Raw genomic sequence first — 26,030 nt, forward strand, 5'->3', positions numbered from 1 at the left:
AACCAAGACAGATTGCCGATTGTTTGTTTTGGTCATCTCATCCGAAAGCCGTTGCGCGCAATTTCGGACAAACTCAAGCGCGGAAACCAGAGTTTATCGTGGCAACCATTTTTACTTTCATGAAACTGAAATTCGTCTATGACAGAAGCGGATTTTAAACCGAGGAACCGGCTTCTTATGACGCAATTCGACGTTCTTACCATTGGCAACGCTATCGTGGATATCATCGCCCGCTGTGAAGACCAGTTTCTGGACGACAACGGCATTATCAAGGGCGCAATGAACCTGATTGATACTGAACGTGCCGTAAAACTCTACGACCTGATGGGCCCCGCTATTGAGGCCTCAGGCGGCAGCGCAGGTAATACGGCGGCAGGGGCTGCCAGTCTGGGAGCCAAAACGGCCTATTTTGGCAAGGTTGCCGATGACCAGTTGGGCGAAATTTTTGCCCATGACATGCAGGCGCAAGGTGTGCACTATCAAACCCTGACCAAGGGCAAGGAACCGCCAACGGCTCGCTCGATGATTTTTGTCACCGATGACGGCGAGCGCTCGATGAACACCTATCTGGGTGCCTGTGTGGAATTTGGCCCGGAAGATGTTGAAGCGCAGGTGGTTGCTCAATCGAAAGTGACCTATTTCGAAGGCTATTTGTGGGATCCGCCACGCGCCAAACAGGCCATTCTCGAGTGCGCCAAAATTGCCCATGACAATGGTCGCGAAGTGTCTATGACGCTGTCGGACAGTTTTTGCGTTCACCGCTATCGCTCGGAATTTCTGGACCTGATGCGCTCCGGCACCGTCGATATTGTCTTTGCCAATCGCCAGGAAGCGCTGGCGCTCTATGAGACAGAGGATTTTGAGCAGGCACTGGATCTGATTTCCAGGGATTGCAAACTGGCCGCCGTGACCATGAGCGAAGATGGCGCGATGATTCTGCGTGGCGAAGAGCGCATCCATGTGCCGGCCACCACCATTGGCGAGTTGGTGGATACCACCGGCGCTGGTGATCTTTTTGCGTCGGGCTTTCTCTATGGCTATACCCAAGGCCGCTCATTGGAAGATTGCGGCAAGCTGGGCTGCCTTGCCGCCGGCATTGTCATTCAGCAAATTGGCCCGCGTCCCGCAGGCTCTTTGAAAGAAGCCGCAATCGAAGCAGGGCTTATTTAAAGGCCTCTCCCGGATAAGCACCCCAGATTTCGGTCTGGGTCACCCATCCCTTGGTGCCGTCCACCTCGATGCGGCACCAGGTTCCGGTGCATTCCAACACCTTGGTCAGCACGCCGGGCTGAAGCTTGGCCACAACGCTGGAATTGGTTTGGCCTTCCTGGCGCACGTTGACATAGATATCACTGCCCTTGCCCTTCATCCATGGGGCTGCAAGGGCCGTGCGCTCCCCTGACAACAAGGTCTGATTGACCCAGCCTTCGGTGCCATCGGCATCGCGAATTCTGCGCCAATTGTCGTATTCCTGAACAATTTCAACCGGCAGACCGCTGCGCGTATACATCCACGATACGGCGTAATCGGTGCTTGGCCCGATGCGCAAATTGACACGCCCTGACTTCAAACTGACAAAGCGCGGCAGCGGCAGGCCGCTTGGCCCTTTTGACGGACCTTGTGCCATAACATCGGCAACACCCGCCAGAAGGAAGGCGGTGGCGAACAAAGTGCAACAGGAGCGTTTTAACCCTTTGGGCATGGCTTTCCACTGGTCTATATCTATCACGAAACCCCAAGCCCCCACCGCTGGTTCCGTCACATGTCTCTATTCTTTCGAACAACAAGATGTGTTTGTCTTCGCAGACAGGTTTGATAGAAATTCAATCTTGCGGCATAATTGACGAAACGGCTTTTGGTTCGCGCAAACATACAGCAGGCTAAACATGAACACACCACAGTTTGCGGCACCAAACTTTGCCAAACGTCAGCGACATTGAGCGTAGCTTTGAGGTAAATCATCTCATTATCTTGGTTAAGAACATCTTTACAAGGCATCGAAAGTCTTCATGACCCACAGAAAAAAAACCACGGTTTACATCACGCGCAAGCTACCGGACGCTGTGGAAACGCGCATGCGGGAGCTTTTTGATGCGCATCTGAACATTGATGATAGCCCGCGCACGCGCGAGCAATTGCTGCAAGCGGTCGCGACCTGTGATGTTCTGGTGCCAACTGTGACAGATGTTGTCGATGCTGGTCTGATCGAGGCCGCCGGGCCACAACTGAAGCTTATTGCCAGTTTTTCCAACGGAACAGACCATATTGATGTGGACGCGGCAGCCCGCAAAGGCATTACCGTGACCAACACCCCGAACGTATTGACTGAAGACACTGCCGATATGACCATGGCGCTTATTCTGGCAGTGCCACGGCGGCTGGCAGAAGGATCACGCATCCTGACCGACCCTTCCACGGACTGGGCTGGCTGGTCGCCCACCTGGATGCTGGGGCGGCGCATTTGGGGCAAGCGGATTGGCATTGTCGGCATGGGCCGTATTGGCACGGCGGTTGCGCGCCGCGCCAAGGCTTTTGGCCTGTCCATCCATTATCACAACAGAAAGCGCGCCAACCCGCAGACAGAAAACGAGTTGGAGGCCACCTATTGGGATAGTCTCGACCAAATGCTGGCGCGGGTGGATATTGTTTCCGTCAATTGCCCGTCTACTCCGGCAACCTATCACCTGCTCTCAGCGCGGCGCTTAGCGCTGATGCAGCCCACCAGCTATATCGTCAACACCTCGCGCGGCGGGATTATCGATGAGGCTGCCCTTATTCAATACATTCGCGAGGGAAAAATTGCGGGTGCAGGGCTTGATGTTTTTGAAAACGAACCGGCCGTCAATCCCAAGCTGATCAAGCTGGCTGAACAGGGCAAGGTGGTGCTGTTGCCCCATATGGGCTCTGCCACCATTGAGGGCCGGATTGATATGGGCGAGAAGGTTATCATCAATATTCGAACCTATTTTGATGGGCATCGCCCACCAAACAGGGTGCTTCCCGGACGGGATTGATCCCATTCACCGTATCGCTTTGGTCATTCAGGCCGAAGCGACGGTTTTTTCCATCTGGATATAGGTGACGCGATCAAAGCCGGGATGGCTTTTTTCCGCCACCTTGTGAAAGCCCCATTTTTCAAATCGCATGTGGTTATTGTCCAGCTCAATGCGGGTCTCTAGCCTTAGCTTTTCAACGCCGCAGGCATGGGCCACACCTTCGGCCGCCTTCAACATGGCCCGGCCAATGCCCTGGCCTTGCAGATTGGGCAATACCGCCACTTTGCCCACATAGAGCGTATCCTCGGCATCCTGACGACAGAAAAGACAGCCGACCAGCTTACCATCAATCATGGCCGCATAACCGATTTCCTCATGCGCTTTCGATTTTAACGTGTCGGCCGTCAGCTTAATGGCCGAGGACGGCGGATCGATCCGCGTATGCATGTAATCAAAGGCTTCCTGCACCAAGGCCAGAAGTCCATCCCAATTTTCAAAACTCTCATCGATCTGAACGATGTTCACCACGCGGTCAGCCTTTCCTGTTTTGGTCGCGCCGACGGTAGGTCACCATATCGAACCGGGCGGACAAGCTGTTGTACATTAGCAGACGTCCTACTAACGGTTCACCAATGCCGACAATAAGTTTTATCGCTTCCATGGCCATCAATGTGCCAATCACACCGGTCAAGGCACCGATGATTCCGGTTTCGGCGCAATTGGGAATGAGCCCGGCGGGCGGTTTTTCAGGAAACAGGTCGCGATAGCGTGGATAAAACTGCCCATCGCTGCCCTTTTCATAGGGCTTTAGCACGGTGAGCGATCCCTCGAACCGGCCAACAGCGCCTGTGACCAAGGGACGCTGATGGATATCTGCGGCGTCGGCGGCGGCATAGCGCGTATCGAAATTATCGGAGCCGTCGATCAGAAGATCAAATCCACGCAGATGGGTTGCGGCAAAAGCCGCGTCAAAACGCTCTTCAAACTGAACAACACGCACATGCGGGTTCAAACCGGCAATTGCCTTTGCCGCACTCTGCGTTTTTTGCAGGTTGATGGTGCCGGTATCGTGGATCACCTGCCGTTGCAGGTTGGACAGGGACACATGATCATCATCGGCAATGCCAAGCGTGCCGACGCCAGCGGCGGCCAGATATTGCAACACGGGCGCACCCAGCCCTCCGGCTCCAATCACCATCACCCTTGCTGCCTTCAGCTTTTGCTGGCCTGCACCACCAATTTCCGGCAAGAGTATATGGCGTTGATAGCGTTGAATTTCTTCCATTGAGAGCGGCAGTGCCGGGTTTTCGTCCATATCTCTCTCCTTACCGGTTCAGGGTAAAAGCTGGCCATCATCCACGCCAACGAACTGGGCGCGACTGCCAAGGCTTGAAAACATTTGCGCATCCGTGCCTGTCATAAACGCCTGTCCGCCCAGGGCGTCAATGCGGTCAAACAAGGAGGCCCGTCGCCCCTCATCCAGATGGGCAGCAATTTCGTCCAAAAGCAAGATCGGCGCAAAGCCCGTCATGGTGGCCACCAACTCGGCATGGGCCAAAATCAGGCCAACCAACAGCGCCTTTTGCTCGCCGGTCGAGCAGCGCGCCGCGTCCATGTCCTTGTCACGGTGACGCACCAGCAAATCGCTCCGATGCGGGCCTTCCAGCGTGCGGCTAGCCGCGGCGTCGCGCCCACGGTTGGCGGCCAAGCGTTCGCGATAAAGATCCTCCAGATCAATGGCTGGCGTATCCATGCCGACATCATCCAAAAAACCAGCAAGCGCAAGATCCGCTACAGGAAAGCCGGAGGGATCGCGGCTCTGGTCAATCAAGGACGACAACAGCCGCATCATTTCATGGCGCGCCAGTGCCATGGCAATGCCAAGGGCTGCCATCTGCTGCTCGAGACCAGAAAGCCAGCTTGGATCAAACCGCCCCTCGCCCAGCAACCGATTGCGGCTGCGCATGGCGCGTTCAAAATCGCTGGCGCGGCGACCGTGAGCCGGATCAATCGAGAGCACCAGCCGATCCAAAAACCGGCGGCGCTCAGAGGAGGAGCCGGTAAACAGCCCATCCATGGACGGCGTCAACCACAGCACTCGCAGATGGTCGGTCAGATCGTCCACAGAACGGCTTGGGGCGCCATTCAGCCGAAGACGCCGCACCGTTGTGTCGTCCTGCACCTCGGTGCCCGTGCCCATCTCCACGTCACCGGACATGCCCTCGAGGCTTGCGAAAATGGAAAAGCCGCCAGCAGCGCCAGCCCGCGCCACTTCCGGCAAGACGGCGCGACGCAATCCTCTGCCCGGCGACAAAAAGGACACCGCCTCCATCAGATTGGTCTTGCCAGAACCGTTATTGCCAGTCAGCACAACGTGGCGACCATCCAGCGTAAGCGACGCTTGCGCATAATTGCGGAAGTCGGTCAGTTTCAGCCGGGTGATGAAAGTTTTCTGCGCCATACCAATCCAAGTGATGCGATTTCATATTATGCGGAAACGACGATGACTGCTTCATTCCTCAAATCGATTCCGGTTTAACGAATGAGACCATAGAGATCATCATACACTTTCCAATATCAAGATCGCACTTGGTCGCCGGGCGAATTCGCGATAGGACCGCAGCTTATGACAATGCGCAACGAGACAGGAGCACAGGATGGCTGACGAGGAAGAACGTCTTATCCGGCTGGAAGAGACCGTGGCCCATCAGGCCAAGACCATTGAAGAGCTCTCCGATCAGTTGGCCGACCAATGGAAAGTGGTCGAACAGGTGCGTGCCAAGCTGGACCGATTAACCGAGCGCTTTCTCAATCTCGAAGAACAATCGCACGACAGTGTGCCGATTACCAAGCCGCCCCATTACTGATGCAAGCGAAAAAGGCCGATGCTGCAAAGCATCGGCCCCTCCCTCAACCTTCAAAAAATTCCTTCATCCGGGCAAAGAAGCCGGTGGATTCTGGGTTGTTTTCCTTGGATGAAATCTGCTCGAACTCCTGCAACAGCTCACGCTGACGTTTGGTCAGCTTTTGCGGGGTTTCGATCTGGATCTGGATGTAGAGATCACCCATCTGCGCCGAGCGCAGCACCGGCATGCCCTTGCCCTTCAGGCGGAATTGCTTGCCTGACTGGGTTCCTTCCGGCACGCTCACGCGCGACTTGGTGCCGTCCAGCGTGGTGACATCAAATGTGCCGCCCAGTGCTGCCGTGGTCATCGAAATCGGCACGGAGCAATAGAGATCGGCCCCTTCGCGCTGGAAGAACTGATGCGGCTTGACCGACAGGAACATATAGAGATCGCCTGACGGACCACCGCGCAAGCCTGCCTCGCCCTCGCCTTGCAGACGAATGCGGGTACCATCTTCAATACCGGCTGGAATGCTCACCGAGAGCTGGCGCTCTTCCGTGGTGCGGCCCTGGCCATGGCACTTGACGCAAGGATCACTGATGATCTGGCCGCGCCCATGACAGGTCGGGCAGGTGCGCTCCACCGAGAAAAAGCCTTGGCTTGCCCGCACCCGGCCAGACCCCTGACAGGTGCCGCAGGTGGTGGGCTTGGTGCCGGGCTTGGCACCGGAGCCAGAGCAGACATCACAGGTGATCGAGGTTGGCACCCGGATCTGGGCAGTTTTGCCGGTAAAGGCCTCTTCCAGCGAAATTTCCATGTTGTAGCGTAGGTCTGCGCCGCGTTCACGACCACCGGTCGAGCGCTGACGGCCACCACGGCCACCACCCATCATTTCGCCAAAAATATCTTCAAAGATGTCCGAGAAGCCGCCGCCGCCAGCAAAACCGCCGCCGCCGCCGCCGCCCATGCCGCCCTGCTCAAAAGCAGCATGGCCAAAACGATCGTAGGCCGCACGCTTCTGGGAATCTTTCAGCGTTTCATAGGCCTCATTGATCTCTTTAAACTTCTTTTCCGATTCGGCGTCGCCTGGATTTTTATCCGGGTGATACTTCATCGCCAATTTGCGAAAAGCGCTTTTCAGCTCCTTTTCGTCTGCTGTTTTGGAGACACCCAGTGTCTCGTAATAATCTGCTTTTGCCATGATCTTACAAAGCTCTCAAAGCCTTAGCCACGCCTGCGTGGTTGCCTGTCTTTTGTCCAGCCTGTGCATCGCAGGCAGACATGTCCCTGTCAAAATCAGCAGCCGCTTGCTGCGCATCCCCCATTAGCAACTGCCTCTCTTTACCGCGCTCTGCAATTGCCTCTGAAAGAGACGTGCCTGCAAAACCAAGAGAATGGGCTGCCAGATCACAAGAGGACACTTGTCCGCCTGCTTTCTTGCGCTTCAACGCATCCTCTATCAACGGTCCGAGACTGCCAACGATACGGCGCAAAAGCGCCGTATCATGCGCTGAAATTGCCTTGATCATTGCCTTTTCGGCATTGCTGATCCGCTCATGCACGTCGCTGCTTGACGCGGCATGGGCGGTCAGGCTGCCAGCCAAAGCAAATGCGGCTGGCCCGAAGGCCAGCCATCTGAGGAGATTTTGCCGCTTGGAAGACCGCATCAAGCCGACTTCTTCGTGCTATCGTCCTTCACTTCTTCATAATCGGCATCAACGATGCCGTCATCATGTTGTGCTGCACCATCTGCACCGCCCTCAGCCTGCTGCGATTCGTAAATCGCCTGACCCAGCTTCATGGACACTTCCATGAGGGTCTGTGTCTTGGCCTGAATGTCCTCAGCGTTTGGCTCGGACACTTCAACGGCTTCCTTCAGGGTGGCAATCGCATCTTCGATCGCCTTGCGGTCTTCAGCAGACACCTTATCACCATAATCCTTCACCGACTTCTCGGTGGAGTGGATCAGGCTTTCGGCCTGGTTCTTGGCTTCAACAACGGCGCGACGGTTCTTGTCGGCTTCAGCATTGGCTTCAGCGTCCTTGACCATCTTCTCGATGTCAGCATCCGACAGACCACCAGAGGCCTGAATGCGGATCTGCTGTTCCTTGCCGGTGCCCTTGTCCTTGGCCGAAACCTGCACGATGCCGTTGGCGTCGATATCGAAGGTCACTTCGATTTGAGGTACGCCGCGGGGTGCTGGTGGCAGGCCAACGAGGTCGAACTGGCCCAGCAGCTTGTTGTCAGCAGCCATTTCGCGCTCACCCTGAGACACACGGATGGTCACTGCCTGCTGATTGTCGTCAGCGGTCGAGAACACCTGGCTCTTCTTGGTCGGGATCGTCGTGTTACGGTCGATCAGACGGGTGAAGACACCGCCGAGGGTTTCAATGCCGAGCGACAGCGGGGTCACGTCGAGCAGCAGAACGTCCTTGACGTCGCCCTGCAACACGCCAGCCTGAATGGCAGCACCCATGGCAACCACTTCGTCCGGGTTCACACCCTTGTGTGGCTCCTTGCCGAACAGCTGCTTTACAACTTCCTGCACCTTTGGCATGCGGCTCATGCCACCAACCAGAACAACTTCGTCGATGTCAGCAGCAGTCACGCCAGCGTCCTTGAGGGCTGCCTTGCACGGTGCAACAGTGCGCTGAACCAGATCGTCCACCAGGTTTTCAAACTTGGCGCGGGTCAGCTTCATGGTCAAATGCTTTGGACCAGACGCATCAGCCGTGATGAACGGCAGATTGATTTCGGTCTGCTGCGAAGACGACAGTTCGATCTTGGCCTTTTCAGCAGCTTCCTTCAAACGCTGAAGAGCGAGCTTGTCGTTCTTCAGTTCAATGCCCTGCTCCTTCTTGAATTCTGCTGCCAGATATTCAACCAGACGCATGTCGAAGTCTTCACCACCGAGGAAGGTGTCACCATTGGTAGACTTCACTTCAAACACGCCATCGCCGATTTCCAGAACGGAAATATCGAAAGTACCACCGCCCAAGTCGTAAACGGCAATGGTCTTGCCTTCGGTCTTGTCGAGGCCGTAAGCGAGAGCGGCAGCGGTTGGCTCGTTGATGATGCGTAGAACTTCGAGACCAGCGATGCGGCCTGCATCCTTGGTGGCCTGACGCTGGGCGTCATTGAAGTAAGCGGGAACGGTGATGACGGCCTTCTCGACCTTTTCGCCAAGGTAAGCTTCTGCCGTTTCCTTCATCTTCTGCAAGATCATCGCAGAGATCTGGGCTGGCGAATAACCCTTGTCATTGGCCTGTACCCATGCGTCGCCATTATCGCCCTTGACGATATTGAACGGCACAAGGCCCTTGTCCTTTTCAACCGTTGGATCTTCGTAGCGGCGGCCAATGAGGCGCTTGACAGCGAAGAGCGTGTTGGTTGGATTGGTGACGGCCTGACGCTTGGCGGGCTGGCCAACGAGGCGCTCGCCATCGTCCGAGAAAGCCACCATGGAAGGCGTTGTACGTGCGCCTTCAGAATTCTCAATTACCTTGGAATCCTTGCCGTCCATGACGGCCACGCAAGAATTGGTCGTGCCAAGGTCAATACCGATTACTTTAGCCATTTTATTCTCTCCTTGAAGCAGGCTGTCAGAACCCCAACAGGCATTCAGTGACAACCCCTCGACGTGCATGGTCTACGGGAATGCGCAGCTGCGCTGCCTTATGCGGGCTATATAAGAAGCGGAATTTGCGACTGCAAGGCACCAAATTGACGATGCCTGCAAACATCTCCGTTTTTTGTCATATTCGTTTTTGTCAGAATAGTGAGGTGGGTGTGCATAAGAAGCACGTCAACCCGCGTGTGATCATTGTTTCATTCCGTCACCTTGTCGCAACCTTACCTCATAAGCCATCCAGGACGCCAACATTATTGGCGATACCCCAGTACTGTCCTGCCACAGCTACCGTAAAAGGGGGCATTTCGCTCTTTCTACAGGCCGCAGCATGGTTAGCGTCCCATCAAAATGTCGAGCAAGGTGGTGTTATCGCCTCGATTGCCCTGTGCGCGCGGACGTCCGCCCACATCGGCGGGCGGCATTGCACCGGCATCTCCGCCAGGATAACCGTTTTGCACCGGCGGATAGCCTTGCGGCTCCTGACCCGGCGGCACACGTCCTTCCAACACCAGCGGACCTTCCGGGCGGCCATCGCCCGGAGCGTTATATGGACGATCGTAAGGATCGGCATCTTCTGGCCGATTGTCTGGCTCATAGCGACCCTGCCCATATTGGCCTTGCTGTCGCGGAGGCACACCTTGTTGTGCTGGCTGGCGAACATTAGGCTGATTTGCATTTGGATAGGTTGCGGGCGGATAAGCGTCCTGCGGTTGGTTCATCGCCGGATTTGGTGCCGGATTTGGCGCTTGCGAAGATCCTGCAGGCATCTGGGTCGGGTCCACCGGCTGTGGCGCAGGCGGATACTCATTTTCCGGCGTCGACGGCGTGCCAGACAAGACCTGACGGATCATCGAGGTCAGCGAAGGTTCCTGATCTGTTTGCGGGGTTGGATCGCCGAACAGCGGCACCGGCGTCAGCCCTTTTTGCGCCACCGTCATGAAATCCTTCCAGGTTTTGGCCGGCAGGCCACCACCGGTCACCTTTTTCATCGGCGTACCATCATCATTGCCAAACCACACGCCAGTGGTGAGATTGCTGGTGAAACCAACAAACAAGGCGTCGCGATAGGATTGGGTGGTGCCGGTCTTGCCAGCCGCCTGCCAGTCTTTCAGGCGCGCCGCCTTGCCCGAGCCACTGGTGATCACGCCTTCCATCATCTGGGTCATTTCACCCACCACCTTCTGGCTCAGCACCCGCGGCGGCGCACCATAGTCTGCGGTGTATAGAACCTTGCCATCTGTGTCGGTAATCTGGCTGATCACATGCGAGGTTGCCTTGTAACCACCGTTCATGAAAGGCGCATAAGCGGAAGTTAGCTCGAGCAGCGAAACTTCAGACGTGCCAAGGGCAATGGAGGCGTTGCTTTGCAACTCTGATTCAATGCCGAGACGGTGCGCCATCTTGATGACCTGATCAGGCCCCACCTTCACCACCAATTGTGCAGCAATGGTGTTGAGCGAATTGGCCAATGCATAGGCCAGCGTCACGGGACCATTGTATTTATGTTCGTAATTTTCCGGCGTCCAATTGCCGATTTTCACCGGACCGTCGGTCATCACCGTTGCCGGTGTATCGCCCATTTCCATCGCCGTTGCATAGACAAATGGCTTAAACGACGATCCCGGCTGGCGCTTTGCCGTTACCGCCCGGTTAAACTGGCTGGTGGCATAATCGCGCCCGCCCACAAGCGCGCGCACGGCCCCGTTGCCATCAAGGGCAACAAGTGCTGCCTGCGATGCGTTGAATTTCTTGCCATCCTTGTCCAGCGTGGTGGCAATTGCCGCCTGCGCCGCACTCTCCAGTGCCGGATCAATGGTGGTGGTCACCACAATATCCTGTTTGACCTCGCCAATCAGCCCCTTCAACTGACCCGCCACCATATCGGCCACATACTGGCCCGATCCATCGGCCTGGCGCTTGGCGTGATCCGGTGTCTGCTTCATGGCGCGATTAAAGTCGCTGTCGGTGATATAGCCCTGCTCGCGCATCACACCCAGAACAATCTTGGCACGATCCTCCGCAGGTTTTGGATCGTTGACCGGCGACAGTCGCGACGGTGCCTGCACCAGCCCCGCCAAAAGTGCGGCTTCACCCAGATTGATGTCGCGCGCTGATTTGTTAAAATAGCGCCGCGATGCGGCCTCGACGCCATAGGCGTTATCACCAAAATAGACGCGATTGAGATACATCGCCAAAATCTGGTCTTTGGTATATTTCTGCTCCAGCCAGAGCGACAGAAGCACTTCCTGCACCTTGCGCTCAAGGGTTTTCTTCGGCGACAAAAACAGGTTTCTGGCCAATTGCTGGGTGATGGTCGAGGCACCCTGCGCCCGATGGCCCAGCAGAATATTGGTGACAAAGGCGCGGCCAATCCCTACAAAATCCACACCAAAATGGCTGTAGAAGCGCTTGTCTTCAATGGCCACAATGGCTTCTGGCATATAGGGCGACATTTCATCCAGCGGCAAGGCTTCGCCACCGGTTACGCCACGGTTGGCAATCAAGGTGCCATCGGTTGCGACAATCTTGATGTTGGGCGCGCGCGCGGGCACCTGCCATGTGCTGGCACTGGGCATTTGCGAGGCAAAATAGATCACCATGCCCACAACGCCGATGGTGCCCCAAATGCCGAAAACAATGCACCAGTAAAACAGGCGGCGGATCCAGCCAAACAGGCCAGTGGAGTTGGCTCTTTCGCGCCGACGTGCCTTTCTCGGCGGTGGCTCATCAACGCGTTCGCGGGATTTCCTGTTGGCGGCAGCCTTTGAACGTCCACCAGCCACGCGATCACTGCTATCGACCCGGATGTCATCATCGCTGTCATCATCCTCAGGCGCGCCAAAGGAGGGCTCGATACGGTTTCGTGACTTCTTCATACCTGCCATTATGTGCTGGTCGACCTTTATAAAGGCCGAACGTGGGAACCTCTGCCGGAAAAATCTACTTATAATGTCTTGACCCATGAGGGAAGACCATGCCCCTGCTGCACGCTATTTGCGGCAACTCTAAGAAAGACCGGGTTTATCCGCAGAGAAAAGGGAACAAAACACCGCCGTCGCCGTTGTCCTTGCGAAAACAAACAGGGAGTTACCCGATGGCTGATAATACACGTATGCAAGAAGAAATGCGCGCACTTCAAGAGCAGATTGCCACTTTGAAGGATAGTTTGACGTCGCAAGGCTATTCTGTTGCAGATCAGGTCCGCGACACTGCCTCCTCTGCTTTCAGTGGTGCCGCCCGCAAGGTTGATGGTGCCACCCGTTACGCCCGCAATGAAGCGGCATCCGTTGCTGGCATCGTGCGCGAGCACCCCACGGCAACATCGACAGCTCTGCTGGGTGCGGCATTGGTTGGCGGCCTGCTGGGCTACCTGCTGGGCAGCCAGACCGCAGAAGAACCCCGCCGCCGCTGGTATTGATTCGGCAGATTTTATGGCGAGGCAAAAGGGTGGCGCATGATGCGCTGCCCTTTTTTATTGAAAAACATCAATCCATTGCGCCTGGGTCAACTCGGCCATGCGTTGCGGCGCAATGCGCACCGCCGAATTGGTAGCACCAGCGGCTGGCACCACAACATCATAATCTTTCAGAGATACATCGCAAAAGATCGGTAGCGGTGTTGCCACCCCGAACGGGCATACACCGCCCACCGGATGGCTGGTTAGTGCCACCACCTCATCCGCGCCCAGCATGCGCGGTTTGCCACCAAAGCGCTCCTTGAACTTTTTATTATCCAACCGGCGCATGCCAGCGGCCACCACCAGCATGGTCACATCACCCACCCGTAAACACAGGGTTTTGGCAATCTGGTCTGGCTCAACCCCATGGGCCTCGGCGGCCAAAGGCACAGTGGCCGAGCTTTGCTCGGTTTCAATCACATGAATATCGGGCGCATGGACCGCGAAGAAATCTTTGACAGATGTAAGGCTCATGCGAGAATTATGGAATGGTCTGCGATCTGTGCGCAAGGCCAGTTTGAGGCAAATTCGTCAGAAATTTTCATCCTGCCCTTGAAATATGATCGGCAGACACCATTTACAGTCAAGCGACAGACGCGGATTTCTGATGCTGTCTGCATCGATGACGATGTTTGTTTTTGGTTAACCAAGAATTAAGCATTTGGCGCGATAGTTTAGACACACGGAAGATAAGGCGAAAGCCTTTTCCCGTCAGTAGCTGAAGCCTCGCGCTTCGTTGACCACGGATGTACTGGCAACGAGATGAGCGAGTGGGAAAGGTCGGGTTAAATCCCCGGCCTTTTTGCTTTTTGGGCCATGTTTGCTTTTGGGGCAATAGTGCAAAAAAATGCCCGGCACCATCACAGCACCGGGCGCTTTTCAAACTCACTTCGCCAGAGCGTCGATAATCCTGATCCAGGAGCGGATGCCCTTATGGAACGAGTTCAGCTCGTATTTTTCATTGGGCGAGTGAATGCGGTCATCCACCAAGCCAAAGCCGACCAGCAGCGAATCCATGCCCAGGAATGTCTGGAAATCGCCGACAATCGGAATAGAGCCGCCCATACCAATCACTTCGGCAGGCTTTGGCCATTCGTCCGACAGGGCCGATTTGGCCTTGGTCAGGAACGCCGAATCATAGGGCAGTTGAATAGCAGGCGATGCACCATGCTCGTGGAATTCCACTGAGCAATCGGCCGGAATGCGCGCCCGCACAAAGGCGCGGAAATTCTCGCGGATTTTATCCGGGTTCTGATCACCCACCAGACGGAATGACACTTTGGCCGACGCCTTGGACGCAATCACCGTCTTGAAACCTTCGCCGGTATAGCCACCGATAATGCCGTTGACTTCGGCTGTTGGCCGCGCCCAGGTCAGTTCCAGCACGCTGCGGCCTTGCTCGCCTGCGGGAATGGACAGACCAACATCTTTCAGGAACGTATCAGCCGTGCGGCCCAGCTTGTCCCACGATGCCTTGATATTGGCAGGGGTTTCTTCCACGCCATCATAAAAGCCATCAATGGTGATGCGGCCAGTCTCATCATGCAGATCGGCCAACACTTTGGTGAGAATATGGATGGGGTTGGCAGCGGCACCGCCAAACAGGCCGGAATGCAGATCGCGATCAGCGGCCGTTACCACAATTTCTTCACCCACCAGACCGCGAAGCGCTGCGGCAATGGCGGGCGTATCCTTGTCCCACATGCCGGTATCGCAAACCAAAGCAAAATCGCATTTCAGTTCAGCCGCATTGGCTTCCAAAAATGGCTTTAACGATGGGGAGCCGGATTCTTCTTCGCCTTCAAACAAAATGGTGATGCTGATAGGAAAACCGCCATGCACGGCCTTGTAGGCGCGGCAAGCTTCAACGAAGGTCATCAACTGGCCCTTGTCATCGGCAGTGCCGCGTCCGGTAATGACCTTGCGGCCCGGCGCGATTTCCTTGATGGCCGGTTCAAACGGATCATTTTCCCACAGATTAAGCGGATCCACCGGCTGCACATCATAATGGCCGTAGAACAGCACATGCGGCGCATTGGCCGCCAGCGCATCGTGATGACCGACCACCATGGGATGGCCGGAGGTGTCGCGCACAGAAGCGGTAAAGCCAAGGTCCGTCAGCTCTTTTGTCAGCCATTCGGCTGCCTTGCGGCAATCGGCTTTATAGGCCGGGTCCGTGGAAATCGACGGAATACGGACGAGATCAAAAAGCCGTTCAAGACTTTGCGGCAAGGCTTTATCGGCCTCGGCCAAAACGGAGACAATATCGGTCATGGAATTATCCTGCGCTGTTCAAGTTGGTGAATTGATAGACCACCGCGCCCTCGGTTTCGAGGGAGCAGATCAAAAAATCAGTGATCAGTTGCGGATTTGTTGGCGTCCCGGGCATTCTCCAGCGCGTGGCGCATGAATTCCAGCAACAGCTCTTTTTCAAACCGCTTGAGGCCATTCACAAGAACGTCATCAGCCGCGCAAACGGCAGAAATCGCACCGTCTTTGATCGCGCGCGCCTTGCTGGTGAGAAAAATCAATTGGGCACGACGATCGCTGGGATGGGGCTTTCGTTCAATCAAGCCATCACGCTCCATGCGCGACAGCGTATTGGCCATGGTGGCTTGCTCGATATCAACCCGCTCCAGTAATTGCTTCTGGGTGAGGCCGTCACTTTCCCACAGCTCAACCAAAATCGGAAACTGGCCTGCGGAAAACCCAAGCTGCGCTGCCTGAACCTGCAAAGCTCTGGCAAATTCTTTGGCGAGTTGGCTCACAAGATAGCTTGGCGATTGCTCACGATTAAAGCCCATAGCGCAATGATAAGCTGGATTTTTCACAGACGCAACGTTGTGATGCGCGATGCTGCATATGAAAAAGTCGCCACAGCATGGGGGGATACTGTAGCGACTCTTTCAAAAATAAGAACAAAGGCCCGGAGAGGGGGGATAAGGCCTTTGTTCTGGAAGCCTGAAGCGGCGGGGGACGAGCCGGCTTTCAGACCGCGACGCTTTTAATGTGCGTCGGTAATGACTAAATGCGCCGCCAATTGTGTCATTTCAAGGGTAACAAGATTACAATGCGGTAAGCTTTTCGTGAGCAGAATTTTCATCCCGCTCCATCCTGCCCGGCTTTCTGCTCTTTCAAGCGTGTTGCGCTTTTGACCATCCCGCCGATTCCGGTTTAAACAATGGTGCAACGGCATGGACCTTTTGTGCGCGGCGCGCTATCCATTTTGCCATGAAAAACGGCGATCATCTTTTCCTTGTCGACGGCTCCGGTTTTATCTTCCGGGCCTTCCATGCGCTTCCAGCGCTCACCCGCAAATCTGACGGCCTGCCCGTCGGGGCTGTCTCGGGCTTTTGCAATATGATGTGGAAGCTTCTGACCGAAGCGCGCGACACCTCTGTGGGCGTGACGCCAACCCATCTGGCGGTGATTTTCGACTATTCGTCGAAAACCTTCCGAAAAGATATCTACCCGGAGTATAAGGCCAACCGCTCGGCCCCGCCGGAAGAGCTTATTCCGCAATTTGGCCTGATCCGTCAGGCCACCCGTGCGTTCAATCTTCCGTGCATTGAAACCGAAGGCTTTGAAGCCGATGATATTATCGCCACCTACGCCCGCAAGGCCGAGGCACTGGGCGCTGATGTCACCATTGTCTCATCCGACAAGGATTTGATGCAATTGGTGACCGCCAATGTGCATATGTATGATGCCATGAAGGACAAGCAGATCGGCATTCCCGATGTGATTGAGAAGTGGGGCGTGCCGCCAGAAAAGATGATTGATCTGCAATCTCTGACCGGCGACAGCACCGACAACATCCCCGGCATTCCGGGCATTGGCCCCAAAACAGCGGCGCAATTGCTGGAAGAATACGGCGATCTCGACACGCTGATGGCGCGCGCTTCCGAGATCAAGCAAAACAAGCGCCGCGAAAATATTCTGGCCGGCGCTGAGGCCGTCAAACTCTCGCGCCAGCTGGTGACCCTGCGCACAGATGTGCCGTTGGAGCTTGAGCTGGATGCGCTGGTTTTGGAAAGGCAGGACGGGCCAAAGCTGGTCGGCTTCCTCAAGACCATGCAGTTCAACTCGCTCACCAAGCGCGTGGCCGATGCCTGCGATTGTGATGCAAACGCCATTGATCCATCTCCGATCAGCGTGGAATGGGGCGATGCCGCCCGTGGGCCTGATCTTGATCCGAAGGATACCCCTACCAACGACACGCCCGCAGCCGAGAGCGCGCAAGCCAAAGCCAGCGCAGACGGAACGGATGCGCAAGGTGCAACACCCGCCAGTCTGACGGCTAGCCGTGATGCCGTGTTCAAGGGCCAGGAGATTGATCGCAGCGCCTATGTCACCATCCGTGATCTCGAGGCGCTGACACAATGGATTGCTGACGCCAAAGACTGTGGGCTTGTGGCGTTCGATACAGAAACCACGTCGCTGGACCCCATGCAGGCCGAGCTGGTGGGGGTTTCTCTGGCCCTGCAGGACAACAGCACCTCACCGGATTCGACAAAAATTCGCGCCGCCTATGTTCCATTGGGCCACAAGGCTGGGGCTGATGACCTGTTCAGCGATGGCCTGAAACTGGTGGAGGGGCAAATTCCCTTAGGTGCCGCGCTGGATGCGTTGAAAGACCTTTTGGAAGACACATCGGTTCTCAAAATCGCACAAAACCTGAAATATGATTATCTGGTGATGAAACGCCACGGCATCACCATTGCCGGTTTTGACGACACGATGCTGCTCTCCTACGTGCTGGAAGCGGGCAATGGCACCCACGGCATGGATAGCCTGTCGGAGCGCTGGTTGGGCCACACGCCAATCCCCTATAAGGATGTGGCAGGCAGCGGCAAATCTCTGGTGACTTTTGATCGGGTGGAGATTGAAAAAGCCACGGCTTACGCGGCCGAAGATGCAGATGTAACGTTGCGCCTCTGGCTGGTGCTGAAACCGCGGCTGGTGGCCGCAGGCCTCACCCGCGTTTATGAGCGTCTGGAGCGGCCTCTGATTCCGGTTCTGGCGATGATGGAAGAGCGCGGCATTACCATTGATCGGCAAATTCTCTCGCGCCTCTCCGGCGAGCTGGCCCAGAAGGCCGCAGCCTTTGAAGATGAGATCTATGAGCTGGCCGGTGAGCGCTTCAATGTTGGCTCACCCAAGCAGCTGGGCGATATATTGTTTGGCAAAATGGGCCTGCCCGGCGGTTCCAAAACCAAGACCGGCCAATGGTCAACGTCTGCGCAAGTGCTGGAAGATCTGGCCGCCCAAGGCGAACCGCTGCCGCGCAAGATTGTCGATTGGCGCCAGCTGACCAAGCTGAAATCCACCTATACCGACGCCCTGCCCGGCTATGTGCATCCTGAAACCAAACGGGTGCACACCAGCTATTCCATGGCAGCCACCACCACGGGGCGGCTTTCTTCGTCCGAGCCGAACCTGCAAAACATTCCGGTGCGCAATGCCGAAGGCCGCAAGATCCGCACGGCCTTTATCTCCACGCCCGGCCACAAGCTTCTGTCGGCAGACTATAGCCAGATCGAGCTGCGGGTTTTGGCCCATGTGGCCGATATTCCGCAACTGCGCCAGGCCTTTGCTGACGACATCGACATTCACGCCATGACGGCCTCGGAAATGTTCGGGGTGCCGATTGATGGCATGCCATCCGAGGTGCGTCGTCGCGCCAAGGCCATCAATTTCGGCATAATCTATGGCATTTCGGCTTTTGGTTTGGCCAATCAGCTCAGCATTGAGCGCTCGGAGGCCAGCGATTATATCAAGAAATATTTCGAGCGTTTTCCGGGCATCAAGGACTATATGGAAAGCACCAAGGAATTCGCCCGTGAACATGGTTATGTCGAGACCATTTTTGGCAGGCGCGCCCACTACCCGGAGATCAAATCCTCCAACGCTTCCGTGCGCGCTTTCAACGAGCGAGCAGCAATCAATGCGCCCATTCAGGGCGCTGCCGCCGACATTATTCGTCGTGCCATGGTGCAGATCGAACCGGCTTTGACAAAAGCAGGCCTGGGTGAAAAGACCCGCATGCTGTTGCAGGTCCACGACGAATTGATCTTTGAGGTCGAGGATGAGGCAATTGAAGCCGCGATGCCGGTGATTATAACCACCATGGAAAACGCCGCCATGCCTGCCGTCTCCATGCGCGTGCCGCTGAAAGTGGAGGCAAGAGCCGCGCATAACTGGGATGAGGCGCATTAAGCGCCTCATTCATCGTTTCACGCGATCCGATCTGGACGACGATAGCCGGTTGGCTGCTCATAGAGCCAGCCAATCCGCTCAATGGCTGCATTCAAATCTTCGCGGGCCACGCTCATGGTGTGGCCATTGGCGTGCAGAAGCGTTTTTTCGTCTTCCATAATCCCTACATGGCCTTTCCAGAACACCAGATCGCCACGGCGCAACTCTTCACGGGCAATCGGGCTGCCAAGTCCTGCCGCCTGCATGTCGGAATCGCGCGGCGCCTCCAATCCCATCATGTGCAGAGCAAGCTGGACAAGTCCTGAGCAATCAATGCCCAGCCCGGAGCGTCCGGCCCACAGATAGGGCGTTTCCAGAAAGCGGGCGGCGATGGCGACATAATCAGCCCCCGCAGGCTCACCGATACCGGCGCAGTGATTGGCAATCACCGCACGGCCATCCTGAAGCAGATAATAGCGCGTGCCACGGGTTTCCGCTTCTCCCACCACCGTCAAACGACTGCCCATGGAGATAGCATGGGCGTTTGGAAATCGCAGATCGGCACCATTATAGAGAAAACTGCGTGGCACGTTGACCCAATGGGTGGTCGGTGATTCGATCGGCGTCAGTGCGGTTTCTGGCAGATAGCCCACATAACCATCCAGCATAGCCTTGACCCAAGCCCAGCCATCGGCGCGCTCAAACACCTGCACGTCCTCGCCCAACAGCAATTGTGTATCCAGACCGCAGGCTATATCAGCACGCGGGCGCAGATCGGCCACCGGCATGGCAATGCGCGCGGGCGTACCGATAACATAGCGCTCGGCTTCCACCTCTCCTCGCAGCGCTTCATCGGCCAGATCGGGTCTATAGGCGTGCAATCTGCGATCGAAGTGACGATCTGGGGTCATGTCAGCTCCTCATGGTACGGGCGCGATCCATAATCAGATCGCCCAGCTTTTCGAGATACAGCGCACCGGCCACCGTGCGTTTGATGATCACGTTGCGACGATCCATATCATCACGAACCCGATCCACAAGCCCCATTTCGCCCATGGTATCGAGCGCACGGGTAATGACCGGCTTGGTAACATTCAGCGTTGCCGCAAGCCCGCGCACCGTGTGGGGCGGGGGCACCAGATAAATATGCAAAAGCAGAGTGAGTTGGCGCAAGCTCAGGTCTGGCCCGTCATCCTGCACCTGCGCAAGGGTCACATGATGCCAAAGCCCGAGTGCGGCTGTGGCCGACAACTCAACACTCATGATCGGACTCCGGTTTCATTTCGTACCCGTTTCATACTTCACAAAAAGCAGCAGACGGCAAGCGGGCAACACCGGGATTTTTTAATGTCTACGCGTCGATTTATCCAAACTCAGATGAATCGTTCGTTTGGATCGATGCACTAAGGATTTCCAGCATCCGCATCAACGACAACCTTCACCTGAATGGCTTTCGACACCCAGTCGGCGGCAGGGTCAGAGAACATGCCCATGTTGATGGCGGCACGATCCAGCTCCAGCGCACCTTCCATATGGGCCTTGGTGCCATTGATCTTCAGCGTAAACGGCAAAACCACGGGTATCGACTTGTTCTTGATGGTCAGCGTGCCTTTGGCTTCATAGCGTTCACCGCCCAGCGCCGCGAAGGACACGGTTTCAAACCGGGCATCGGGATAGCGGGCAGAGTTGAACCATTCGCCGTTTTTCAAAGAACCTTCCTGCGTCGCATCCCCGGTTTTGGCCGTTCCGGTCTTGATGGTCACACTTGCTCTTGAAGCTGCCAGATTGGCGGGATCAAAATGAATATCCCCGCTCCAGTCCTCAAATTGTCCTGTAAAGGGCTTGCCGTTATGCACCCCCTCAAAGCCAATGCGGGAGGACGCCTTCTGGATCACCCAGGTTTTGGCCGTGGATGCACTGGCCTGATCCTGCGCAGGGGCTGAGTTGGCCGCAGCCTGGACAGGAGCCGGGGCCGTGCTGACGGGGGCTTCAGCTTGGCCATCCGCCTGTATCGGCAGCGGTGCCGGCAGGCTGAAAAGACAGCCCGCGATGGCAACCACGACCACAGCCATGACGCCACCTGCGCGGTAGAACGCGGAACCAGATGGTGCAGAAGCACCATGACCGTGCTCGGCGCGAATCTTGGGCAAGGCAGGGCTCAAGACAGGAATCATCTGCGCCAGCACCGCATCACGATCAATCACATGGTGCTTGAGTGCTGCCGCCACATGCAGGGCAATCAGCACAATCCCGCCCCATGCCAGATAGCTATGGGCACCCATGGCCGCAAAGGCCACAGTGCGATTGCCCTCAAGCCCCGGCAAATCCGGCACGCCAAACAGCCCAAACCACGATGTTGCCACCTGCAACGGACGGTCCGTGCTGATCGCCCAGCCTGACGAGATGTAAATCCAGCCTGAAAGCGGCAGCGCCAGCATCAAACCATAGAAGGCAACATGGGTTGCCTTGGCCAAAAAGCTCTCCCAGTTCTTCATCCCGGCTGGCAAAGCCGGAACCGGATGGGTGAGCCGCCAGACAATGCGCACAACCGTGAGCGCCAGAATGGCAAAGCCGATGGATTTGTGGACCTGGAAAAGCTGATAGGCAAGCTGTTGTGTCGCCGGATCTTTAATGGCGCGCACCATCCATAGACCCATAGGGATCATGGAAATGACCAGCAAGGCTGTTACCCAATGCAACAGGATGGCAACCGCCGTGTAACGTGTGGCTGGACGGCTCTGAACGGGAGGTCTGAAAGCGGTATTCATGGCAACACAACCAACTTTTTCTGCGAAAAGGAACATACAGGTCTCTCAAGGTCAGCTTGAGCCTGACAGACACTCGAATACTTGTTTTTGTTTGTCTTTTCGGAAAAAGCGGAGTCCACTTTTTCCGGACAAACTCTAAAATTGATGTTTATTCAGCGCCTTTGGATGCAGCCAGAACCGGCTGCATCCAGACATTGTCAATCGGGCAAAGTCCCGTCACTCACTTGGTCTTGGAGGCGTCCGGGTCTTGAATGAATTCGCCATCAAACCGAATGGTGATCTCCTTGCCGACATAACCAACAGGCTGGCCAAATTCCGTTCTGTCAAACGTGCCTTCAGCGGCAAAGCCAACCGCAGGCACGCCTGCAAAGGGATGGCTTTCAATTGCACCATTCAGGGTCGCGTGAAGAGTAACGGGCTTGGTTACGCCCAGGAATGTCAGATCACCCGTCACATCGGCGGTCTTGTCGCCGGTTTTCTTGACGCTGGTGGAGGTAAAGGTGATCTTTGGATAAGCGTCAGAGTTCAACAGCTTCGGATCGCGGCTGATCTCTTCCGGCCAGCTCTTGTAAGGCGATTTTGCGTGGCTCGCAGCATAATCGGCCGGATAGGGAACATCCACAGACGTCGGATCAATCGTGACAGCAATTTTGGAGGATTCGATCTTGGCCGGATCAAGGGTGAGCGTGCCTTCCAGCTTACCAAACCGGGCGGTAAAGTTGGAAATGGTATTGTGCTTTACCGACCACAACAATGCAGCATGGGTTGGATCAAGCTTGTAAACACCTGCTGCGGGCAGCGCTGCATCCTGTGCATAAGCAACAGCCGTCATGGCTGAAAAACCGGCAACACAAGCAACCGTGGCATTCAAAAATGTCTGGCGAAAAGTCATGAGCGTAACCTCGTATTGGGGTTCAATTTCAAAATACGTGTTATTAATCATGCTGTTAATGTAAAATAACAAAAAAGTGATTGCAAAACAGACCCTTGATTTTAACGCTAAAAGTTATGAATTATAATCATACAAAACGTCACAATCGGCTCTGTCGGTTTTAACAGACTGAGCCAAGAATGCGGCTGTCGGAAACATGCGGATAAATCTTCTATCCCGCTCAAACAAAGGGATATTTTTGCGCCGCAACAAAACAGCACCCTGTTTGAGTGCCCTTTGAGTGGCCTGCGCGAACAGCCTTAACTTTCGCCTCCAGGTTTTCAGTGGGATCAGCATGTCGGCAAGATGACCAAATACGGACACAAAACCTCCCAGAAAATGCCACCGTCAACAAAAAGGAGACAGATTGTTTAGACTGTCAACCTATTGAAACCAAGCTCACGAATGAACGCTTCATCGAAAAATCCTAAAAAACATTAAAAATCAAAATCTTAAACAGATTACCAAAAACACGCGATAAAATATCTGCCTGAAAACGAACAAAGGGCACCCAGCGAAGCTGGATGCCCTTTGTTGGGGTAGAATCGGTAAACGTGGTTATTTCATACCCGCGATATGGCGATAGAGCGCACGAATGACCTGCGCCTCGCCGCCGACCGGGCTGTGGGGGCGTTCTTGCGGTGCCCAGCCATAAATATCAAAATGTGCCCATGACTGGGTGTTGGTCACAAAGCGCTTCAGGAAAAGTGCCGCCGTAATGGCACCGGCCATGCCCCCCGCAGGCGCATTGGTCAAATCTGCGATCTGCGAGCGTACCAGTTTCTCATAGCCTGCAAACAAGGGCATACGCCACAGGGGGTCATCCGCCTCAAGGCTCGCCTCCGAGAGGTCATAGGCCAAAGTGTCGTCATTGGTGAAAAGGGCTGGCACGTCGGGACCAAGCGCCACGCGGGCGGCTCCCGTCAAGGTCGCCATATCAATCAACAGATCGGGCTGATCTTCGTCGGCATAGGTCAGGGCATCGGCCAAAATCAACCGGCCTTCGGCATCGGTATTATCGATTTGCACCGTCAGACCCTTGCGGCTGGTATAGACATCGCCCGGACGGAATGCATTGCCGGCTATGGAATTTTCCACCGCAGGCACAATCACGCGCAGATCAACCTTCAGCTTGGCATCCATGATCATCAGTGCCAGGCCCATGACATTGGCAGCCCCGCCCATGTCCTTTTTCATCAACAACATCGAAGACGATGGCTTGATGTCGAGACCGCCGGTGTCAAAGCAGACACCCTTACCCACCAGCGTGATCTTTTTATGGCCCTTTTTGCCCCAGCGCATTTCGAGCAAGCGCGGCGCTTCAGAGCTTGCGCGACCAACCGTGTGCACAAGCGGAAAATTATGGGTCAACAAATTGTCGCCGGTAATGACGCTGACCTCGGCCTTGTAATGATCGGCCAGAGCGCGAAACGCCTTTTCCAGTTCAATGGGGCCCATGTCATTGGTGGGTGTATTGATGAGATCGCGGGCCAGAAACACGCCTGCCAATTGGCGATGGATATCGTCCGCATCCGCATCCTGCGGAATCATCAACCGGGGCGTTTCCACACGCTCGGCCTTGTAGCGATCAAACCGGTAGCTTCCCAGACCATAGCCCAAAATCAGCCGGTTGGCGGTCAAGGGTGCCGTCTCAATGTGCCAATCGCCCGCAGGCAATGTGCGCGCCAGCTTGCCGGTTAAAAAGGGACTTTCTGCGGGGTGGCTGCCCAAACCAAACAGCGCGCCGCCAAGATGACCATCACTGGTTGGAATCAGCAACAACGAGCCAGCCTCGGCTTTATAGCCCGCCTTTTTGGCCCAATCGAGCGCAATCGGATCAATCGTGCCGGTTTCAATATGGGCAGGTGTTACCGCAAAGATCGGCAGCGTCTTGCCGCCTTTGGTCAAAAATGGGGCGGAGCGTTCAATATATTGATAGGGTGTCATAATTGCCTTTTGCTCTCGATGAGGATGGACGCAAATTAACACTCTGTTAGCCTTAACAGATTATTACTGAAGTCAGGATTGGGTTGCGCCCGAAAGTGATTTGGTGAGTTAAATCACATCCAGGTTAAGGAATTATGCAACCAATAGAGCGTGTTAGAGATTTCACCCCGAAGCACTCCAGCTTTTGTTGAAATGGCAAACACACACAGAGGAAGGGAATGGTTGTTTGTTTCGCGCCGAATCAAGCACTGTTCCGGGCGCGGTTTTAGAGTGTGTCAGGGAAAGGTGGACTCCGGTTTTCCCGACAAGACGAACGAAAACAAGGAAGCTTAGAGCCTGACAGGTTCTAAAGTCGCAAGGGTAGAAGCATGACCGTTCGGCACACATCCCCCAAGGGTCAGTCGCAGTTCGCATTGGCGCTGACGGCCGCATTGCTGGCGCTCAGCCTTGCCGGTTGCGCAACAACCGCCTCCCCTGACCGGATGAGCACAGGCTCTATTCCAACATCGACAAAACCAGTCGATCAAATGACGCCCGGCGAGGTCGCTGCTACCACCGAGTCCATGGGACGTGCCTATGCCAAAACACCGCAGAACCCGCAAATCGGCATCGCTTACGCCAATCTGTTGCAAATAAGCGGACGTGCGCCACAAGCTCTGGCCGTGATGCAGCAGGTTGCCATCGCCAATCCCACCAACCGTCAGGTTCTGGGGGCTTACGGCAAGGCGCAGGCCGCCGCTGGCCAGTTGGAACAGGCACTGGCGACGCTGACCCGCGCGCAAACCCCAGATCGGCCCGATTGGCGGCTGTATTCAGCCCAGGGTGCCGTCTTTGATCAGCTTGGCCGCGCCCAAGATGCCCGCACCTCCTATCAACAAGCTCTGCAAATCCAGCCCAATGAACCGTCGGTTCTGTCCAACATGGGCATGTCCTATGTGCTGAGTGGCGATTTGAAAACAGCGGAATCCTATCTCCGCTCTGCTGCTCAGCAACCCGCCGCCGACAGCCGCGTGCGCCAAAATCTGGCGCTGGTGGTTGGTCTTCAGGGCCGGTTTGACGAAGCCGACAAAATTGCAAGGCAGGAATTGTCACCCCAGCAGGCTGAAGCCAACGTCGCCTACCTGCGCACCATGCTCAGCCAGCAGAATTCCTGGAAACAGCTCGCCGCCAAGGATGGTGGCAAGGCATAAAGCCTGAACCGCTCTTTGTGCGCCGTAGCACTTTATATTTGCTGCATGTTTGCGTGTTGCATCGGC

The 26,030-nt window shown here is 55.7% G+C and carries 22 protein-coding genes; 6 read left to right on the plus strand and 16 right to left on the minus strand.

From position 1 onward, the window contains the following. Nucleotides 1–177 precede the first annotated feature (177 nt). The gene (locus BJF95_RS09075) at nucleotides 178–1,170 is read left to right on the plus strand and encodes an adenosine kinase (RefSeq protein ID WP_075639126.1); all 993 of its coding nucleotides are present in this window, start codon (nucleotides 178–180) and stop codon (nucleotides 1,168–1,170) included. On the opposite strand, the gene BJF95_RS09080 is transcribed toward BJF95_RS09075, so the two are convergent. Next, nucleotides 1,163–1,702 (minus strand): SH3 domain-containing protein, encoded by a 540-nt coding sequence (locus tag BJF95_RS09080; protein ID WP_075639127.1) that lies wholly within the window; start codon nucleotides 1,700–1,702, stop codon nucleotides 1,163–1,165. The genes BJF95_RS09075 and BJF95_RS09080 overlap by 8 nt on opposite strands. Nucleotides 1,703–2,009: 307 nt before the next feature. Between BJF95_RS09080 and BJF95_RS09085 the strand changes: the two genes are divergently transcribed. Continuing rightward, entirely contained in the window at nucleotides 2,010–3,014 is a 1,005-nt protein-coding gene (locus BJF95_RS09085; RefSeq protein WP_075639128.1) for a 2-hydroxyacid dehydrogenase, read from the plus strand. A gap of 27 nt (nucleotides 3,015–3,041) precedes the next feature. Here the strand turns inward: BJF95_RS09085 and BJF95_RS09090 are convergent, their stop codons facing one another. The 3 genes from BJF95_RS09090 to recF are packed head-to-tail and all read right to left on the minus strand — an operon-like array spanning nucleotide 3,042 to nucleotide 5,457. Then, on the minus strand, nucleotides 3,042–3,524 hold the full coding sequence (locus BJF95_RS09090) for a GNAT family N-acetyltransferase (RefSeq protein ID WP_425348686.1): 483 nt from the start codon (nucleotides 3,522–3,524) through the stop codon (nucleotides 3,042–3,044). 4 nt (nucleotides 3,525–3,528) lie between these two features. Then, nucleotides 3,529–4,311, minus strand: a complete 783-nt coding sequence (locus BJF95_RS09095; RefSeq protein WP_075639129.1) for a molybdopterin-synthase adenylyltransferase MoeB — start codon at nucleotides 4,309–4,311, stop codon at nucleotides 3,529–3,531. Nucleotides 4,312–4,329: 18 nt separating this feature from the next. Then, nucleotides 4,330–5,457, minus strand: a complete 1,128-nt coding sequence (gene recF, locus BJF95_RS09100) for a DNA replication/repair protein RecF (protein WP_075639130.1) — start codon at nucleotides 5,455–5,457, stop codon at nucleotides 4,330–4,332. 196 nt (nucleotides 5,458–5,653) lie between these two features. On the opposite strand from recF, the gene BJF95_RS09105 reads away from it, so the two are divergent. Then, entirely contained in the window at nucleotides 5,654–5,863 is a 210-nt protein-coding gene (locus tag BJF95_RS09105; RefSeq protein ID WP_075639131.1) for a SlyX family protein, read from the plus strand. Between the two features lie 43 nt (nucleotides 5,864–5,906). Here the strand turns inward: BJF95_RS09105 and dnaJ are convergent, their stop codons facing one another. The 4 genes from dnaJ to BJF95_RS09125 form a co-directional block, all read right to left on the minus strand. Beyond that, nucleotides 5,907–7,043, minus strand: coding sequence for a molecular chaperone DnaJ (gene dnaJ / locus BJF95_RS09110; protein WP_075639132.1), 1,137 nt, complete (start codon nucleotides 7,041–7,043; stop codon nucleotides 5,907–5,909). Nucleotides 7,044–7,047: 4 nt separating this feature from the next. Further along, on the minus strand, nucleotides 7,048–7,509 hold the full coding sequence (locus BJF95_RS09115) for a hypothetical protein (protein ID WP_075639133.1): 462 nt from the start codon (nucleotides 7,507–7,509) through the stop codon (nucleotides 7,048–7,050). Then, nucleotides 7,509–9,419, minus strand: coding sequence for a molecular chaperone DnaK (gene dnaK, locus BJF95_RS09120; RefSeq protein WP_075639134.1), 1,911 nt, complete (start codon nucleotides 9,417–9,419; stop codon nucleotides 7,509–7,511). The genes BJF95_RS09115 and dnaK overlap by 1 nt, the downstream gene beginning before the upstream one ends. A gap of 386 nt (nucleotides 9,420–9,805) precedes the next feature. Beyond that, entirely contained in the window at nucleotides 9,806–12,358 is a 2,553-nt protein-coding gene (locus BJF95_RS09125) for a PBP1A family penicillin-binding protein (protein WP_075639135.1), read from the minus strand. A gap of 209 nt (nucleotides 12,359–12,567) precedes the next feature. Between BJF95_RS09125 and BJF95_RS09130 the strand changes: the two genes are divergently transcribed. Further along, nucleotides 12,568–12,891, plus strand: a complete 324-nt coding sequence (locus BJF95_RS09130; protein ID WP_075639136.1) for a hypothetical protein — start codon at nucleotides 12,568–12,570, stop codon at nucleotides 12,889–12,891. 54 nt (nucleotides 12,892–12,945) lie between these two features. On the opposite strand, the gene BJF95_RS09135 is transcribed toward BJF95_RS09130, so the two are convergent. The 3 genes from BJF95_RS09135 to BJF95_RS09145 all read right to left on the minus strand — a co-directional run bounded on the left by BJF95_RS09135 (nucleotide 12,946) and on the right by BJF95_RS09145 (nucleotide 15,734). Continuing rightward, nucleotides 12,946–13,404, minus strand: coding sequence for a YbaK/EbsC family protein (locus BJF95_RS09135; RefSeq protein WP_075639137.1), 459 nt, complete (start codon nucleotides 13,402–13,404; stop codon nucleotides 12,946–12,948). A 411-nt stretch (nucleotides 13,405–13,815) separates the two neighbouring features. Next, nucleotides 13,816–15,204: a M20/M25/M40 family metallo-hydrolase gene (locus BJF95_RS09140; protein WP_075639138.1), complete on the minus strand. Its 1,389-nt coding sequence runs from the start codon at nucleotides 15,202–15,204 to the stop codon at nucleotides 13,816–13,818. 77 nt (nucleotides 15,205–15,281) lie between these two features. Continuing rightward, entirely contained in the window at nucleotides 15,282–15,734 is a 453-nt protein-coding gene (locus tag BJF95_RS09145) for a MarR family winged helix-turn-helix transcriptional regulator (RefSeq protein ID WP_075639139.1), read from the minus strand. Between the two features lie 427 nt (nucleotides 15,735–16,161). Between BJF95_RS09145 and polA the strand changes: the two genes are divergently transcribed. After that, nucleotides 16,162–19,149: a DNA polymerase I gene (gene polA, locus BJF95_RS09150; RefSeq protein WP_075639140.1), complete on the plus strand. Its 2,988-nt coding sequence runs from the start codon at nucleotides 16,162–16,164 to the stop codon at nucleotides 19,147–19,149. Between the two features lie 17 nt (nucleotides 19,150–19,166). On the opposite strand, the gene BJF95_RS09155 is transcribed toward polA, so the two are convergent. From BJF95_RS09155 to BJF95_RS09180, 5 genes are all read right to left on the minus strand, one after another. Continuing rightward, nucleotides 19,167–20,039 carry a C40 family peptidase gene (locus BJF95_RS09155; protein WP_075639141.1) on the minus strand — a complete coding sequence of 291 codons (873 nt, stop codon included), beginning with the start codon at nucleotides 20,037–20,039 and terminating at the stop codon, nucleotides 19,167–19,169. Between the two features lies 1 nt (nucleotide 20,040). Further along, nucleotides 20,041–20,391 (minus strand): MarR family transcriptional regulator, encoded by a 351-nt coding sequence (locus BJF95_RS09160; RefSeq protein ID WP_075639142.1) that lies wholly within the window; start codon nucleotides 20,389–20,391, stop codon nucleotides 20,041–20,043. 140 nt (nucleotides 20,392–20,531) lie between these two features. Continuing rightward, a complete protein-coding gene (locus tag BJF95_RS09165) occupies nucleotides 20,532–21,932 on the minus strand; it encodes a cytochrome b/b6 domain-containing protein (protein ID WP_245297276.1) in 1,401 nt (466 codons plus the stop codon). 184 nt (nucleotides 21,933–22,116) lie between these two features. Next, nucleotides 22,117–22,788 (minus strand): YceI family protein, encoded by a 672-nt coding sequence (locus BJF95_RS09170; protein ID WP_075639143.1) that lies wholly within the window; start codon nucleotides 22,786–22,788, stop codon nucleotides 22,117–22,119. A 597-nt stretch (nucleotides 22,789–23,385) separates the two neighbouring features. Then, nucleotides 23,386–24,774 (minus strand): leucyl aminopeptidase family protein, encoded by a 1,389-nt coding sequence (locus tag BJF95_RS09180; protein WP_075639145.1) that lies wholly within the window; start codon nucleotides 24,772–24,774, stop codon nucleotides 23,386–23,388. Nucleotides 24,775–25,142: 368 nt separating this feature from the next. Between BJF95_RS09180 and BJF95_RS09185 the strand changes: the two genes are divergently transcribed. After that, complete coding sequence (locus BJF95_RS09185) at nucleotides 25,143–25,964, plus strand: tetratricopeptide repeat protein (RefSeq protein WP_075639146.1); 822 nt, start codon at nucleotides 25,143–25,145, stop codon at nucleotides 25,962–25,964. The last annotated feature ends 66 nt before the right edge of the window (nucleotides 25,965–26,030 follow it).

This window comes from Rhizobium oryziradicis (genome assembly GCF_001939045.1).
Lineage (GTDB): Bacteria > Pseudomonadota > Alphaproteobacteria > Rhizobiales > Rhizobiaceae > Allorhizobium > Allorhizobium oryziradicis.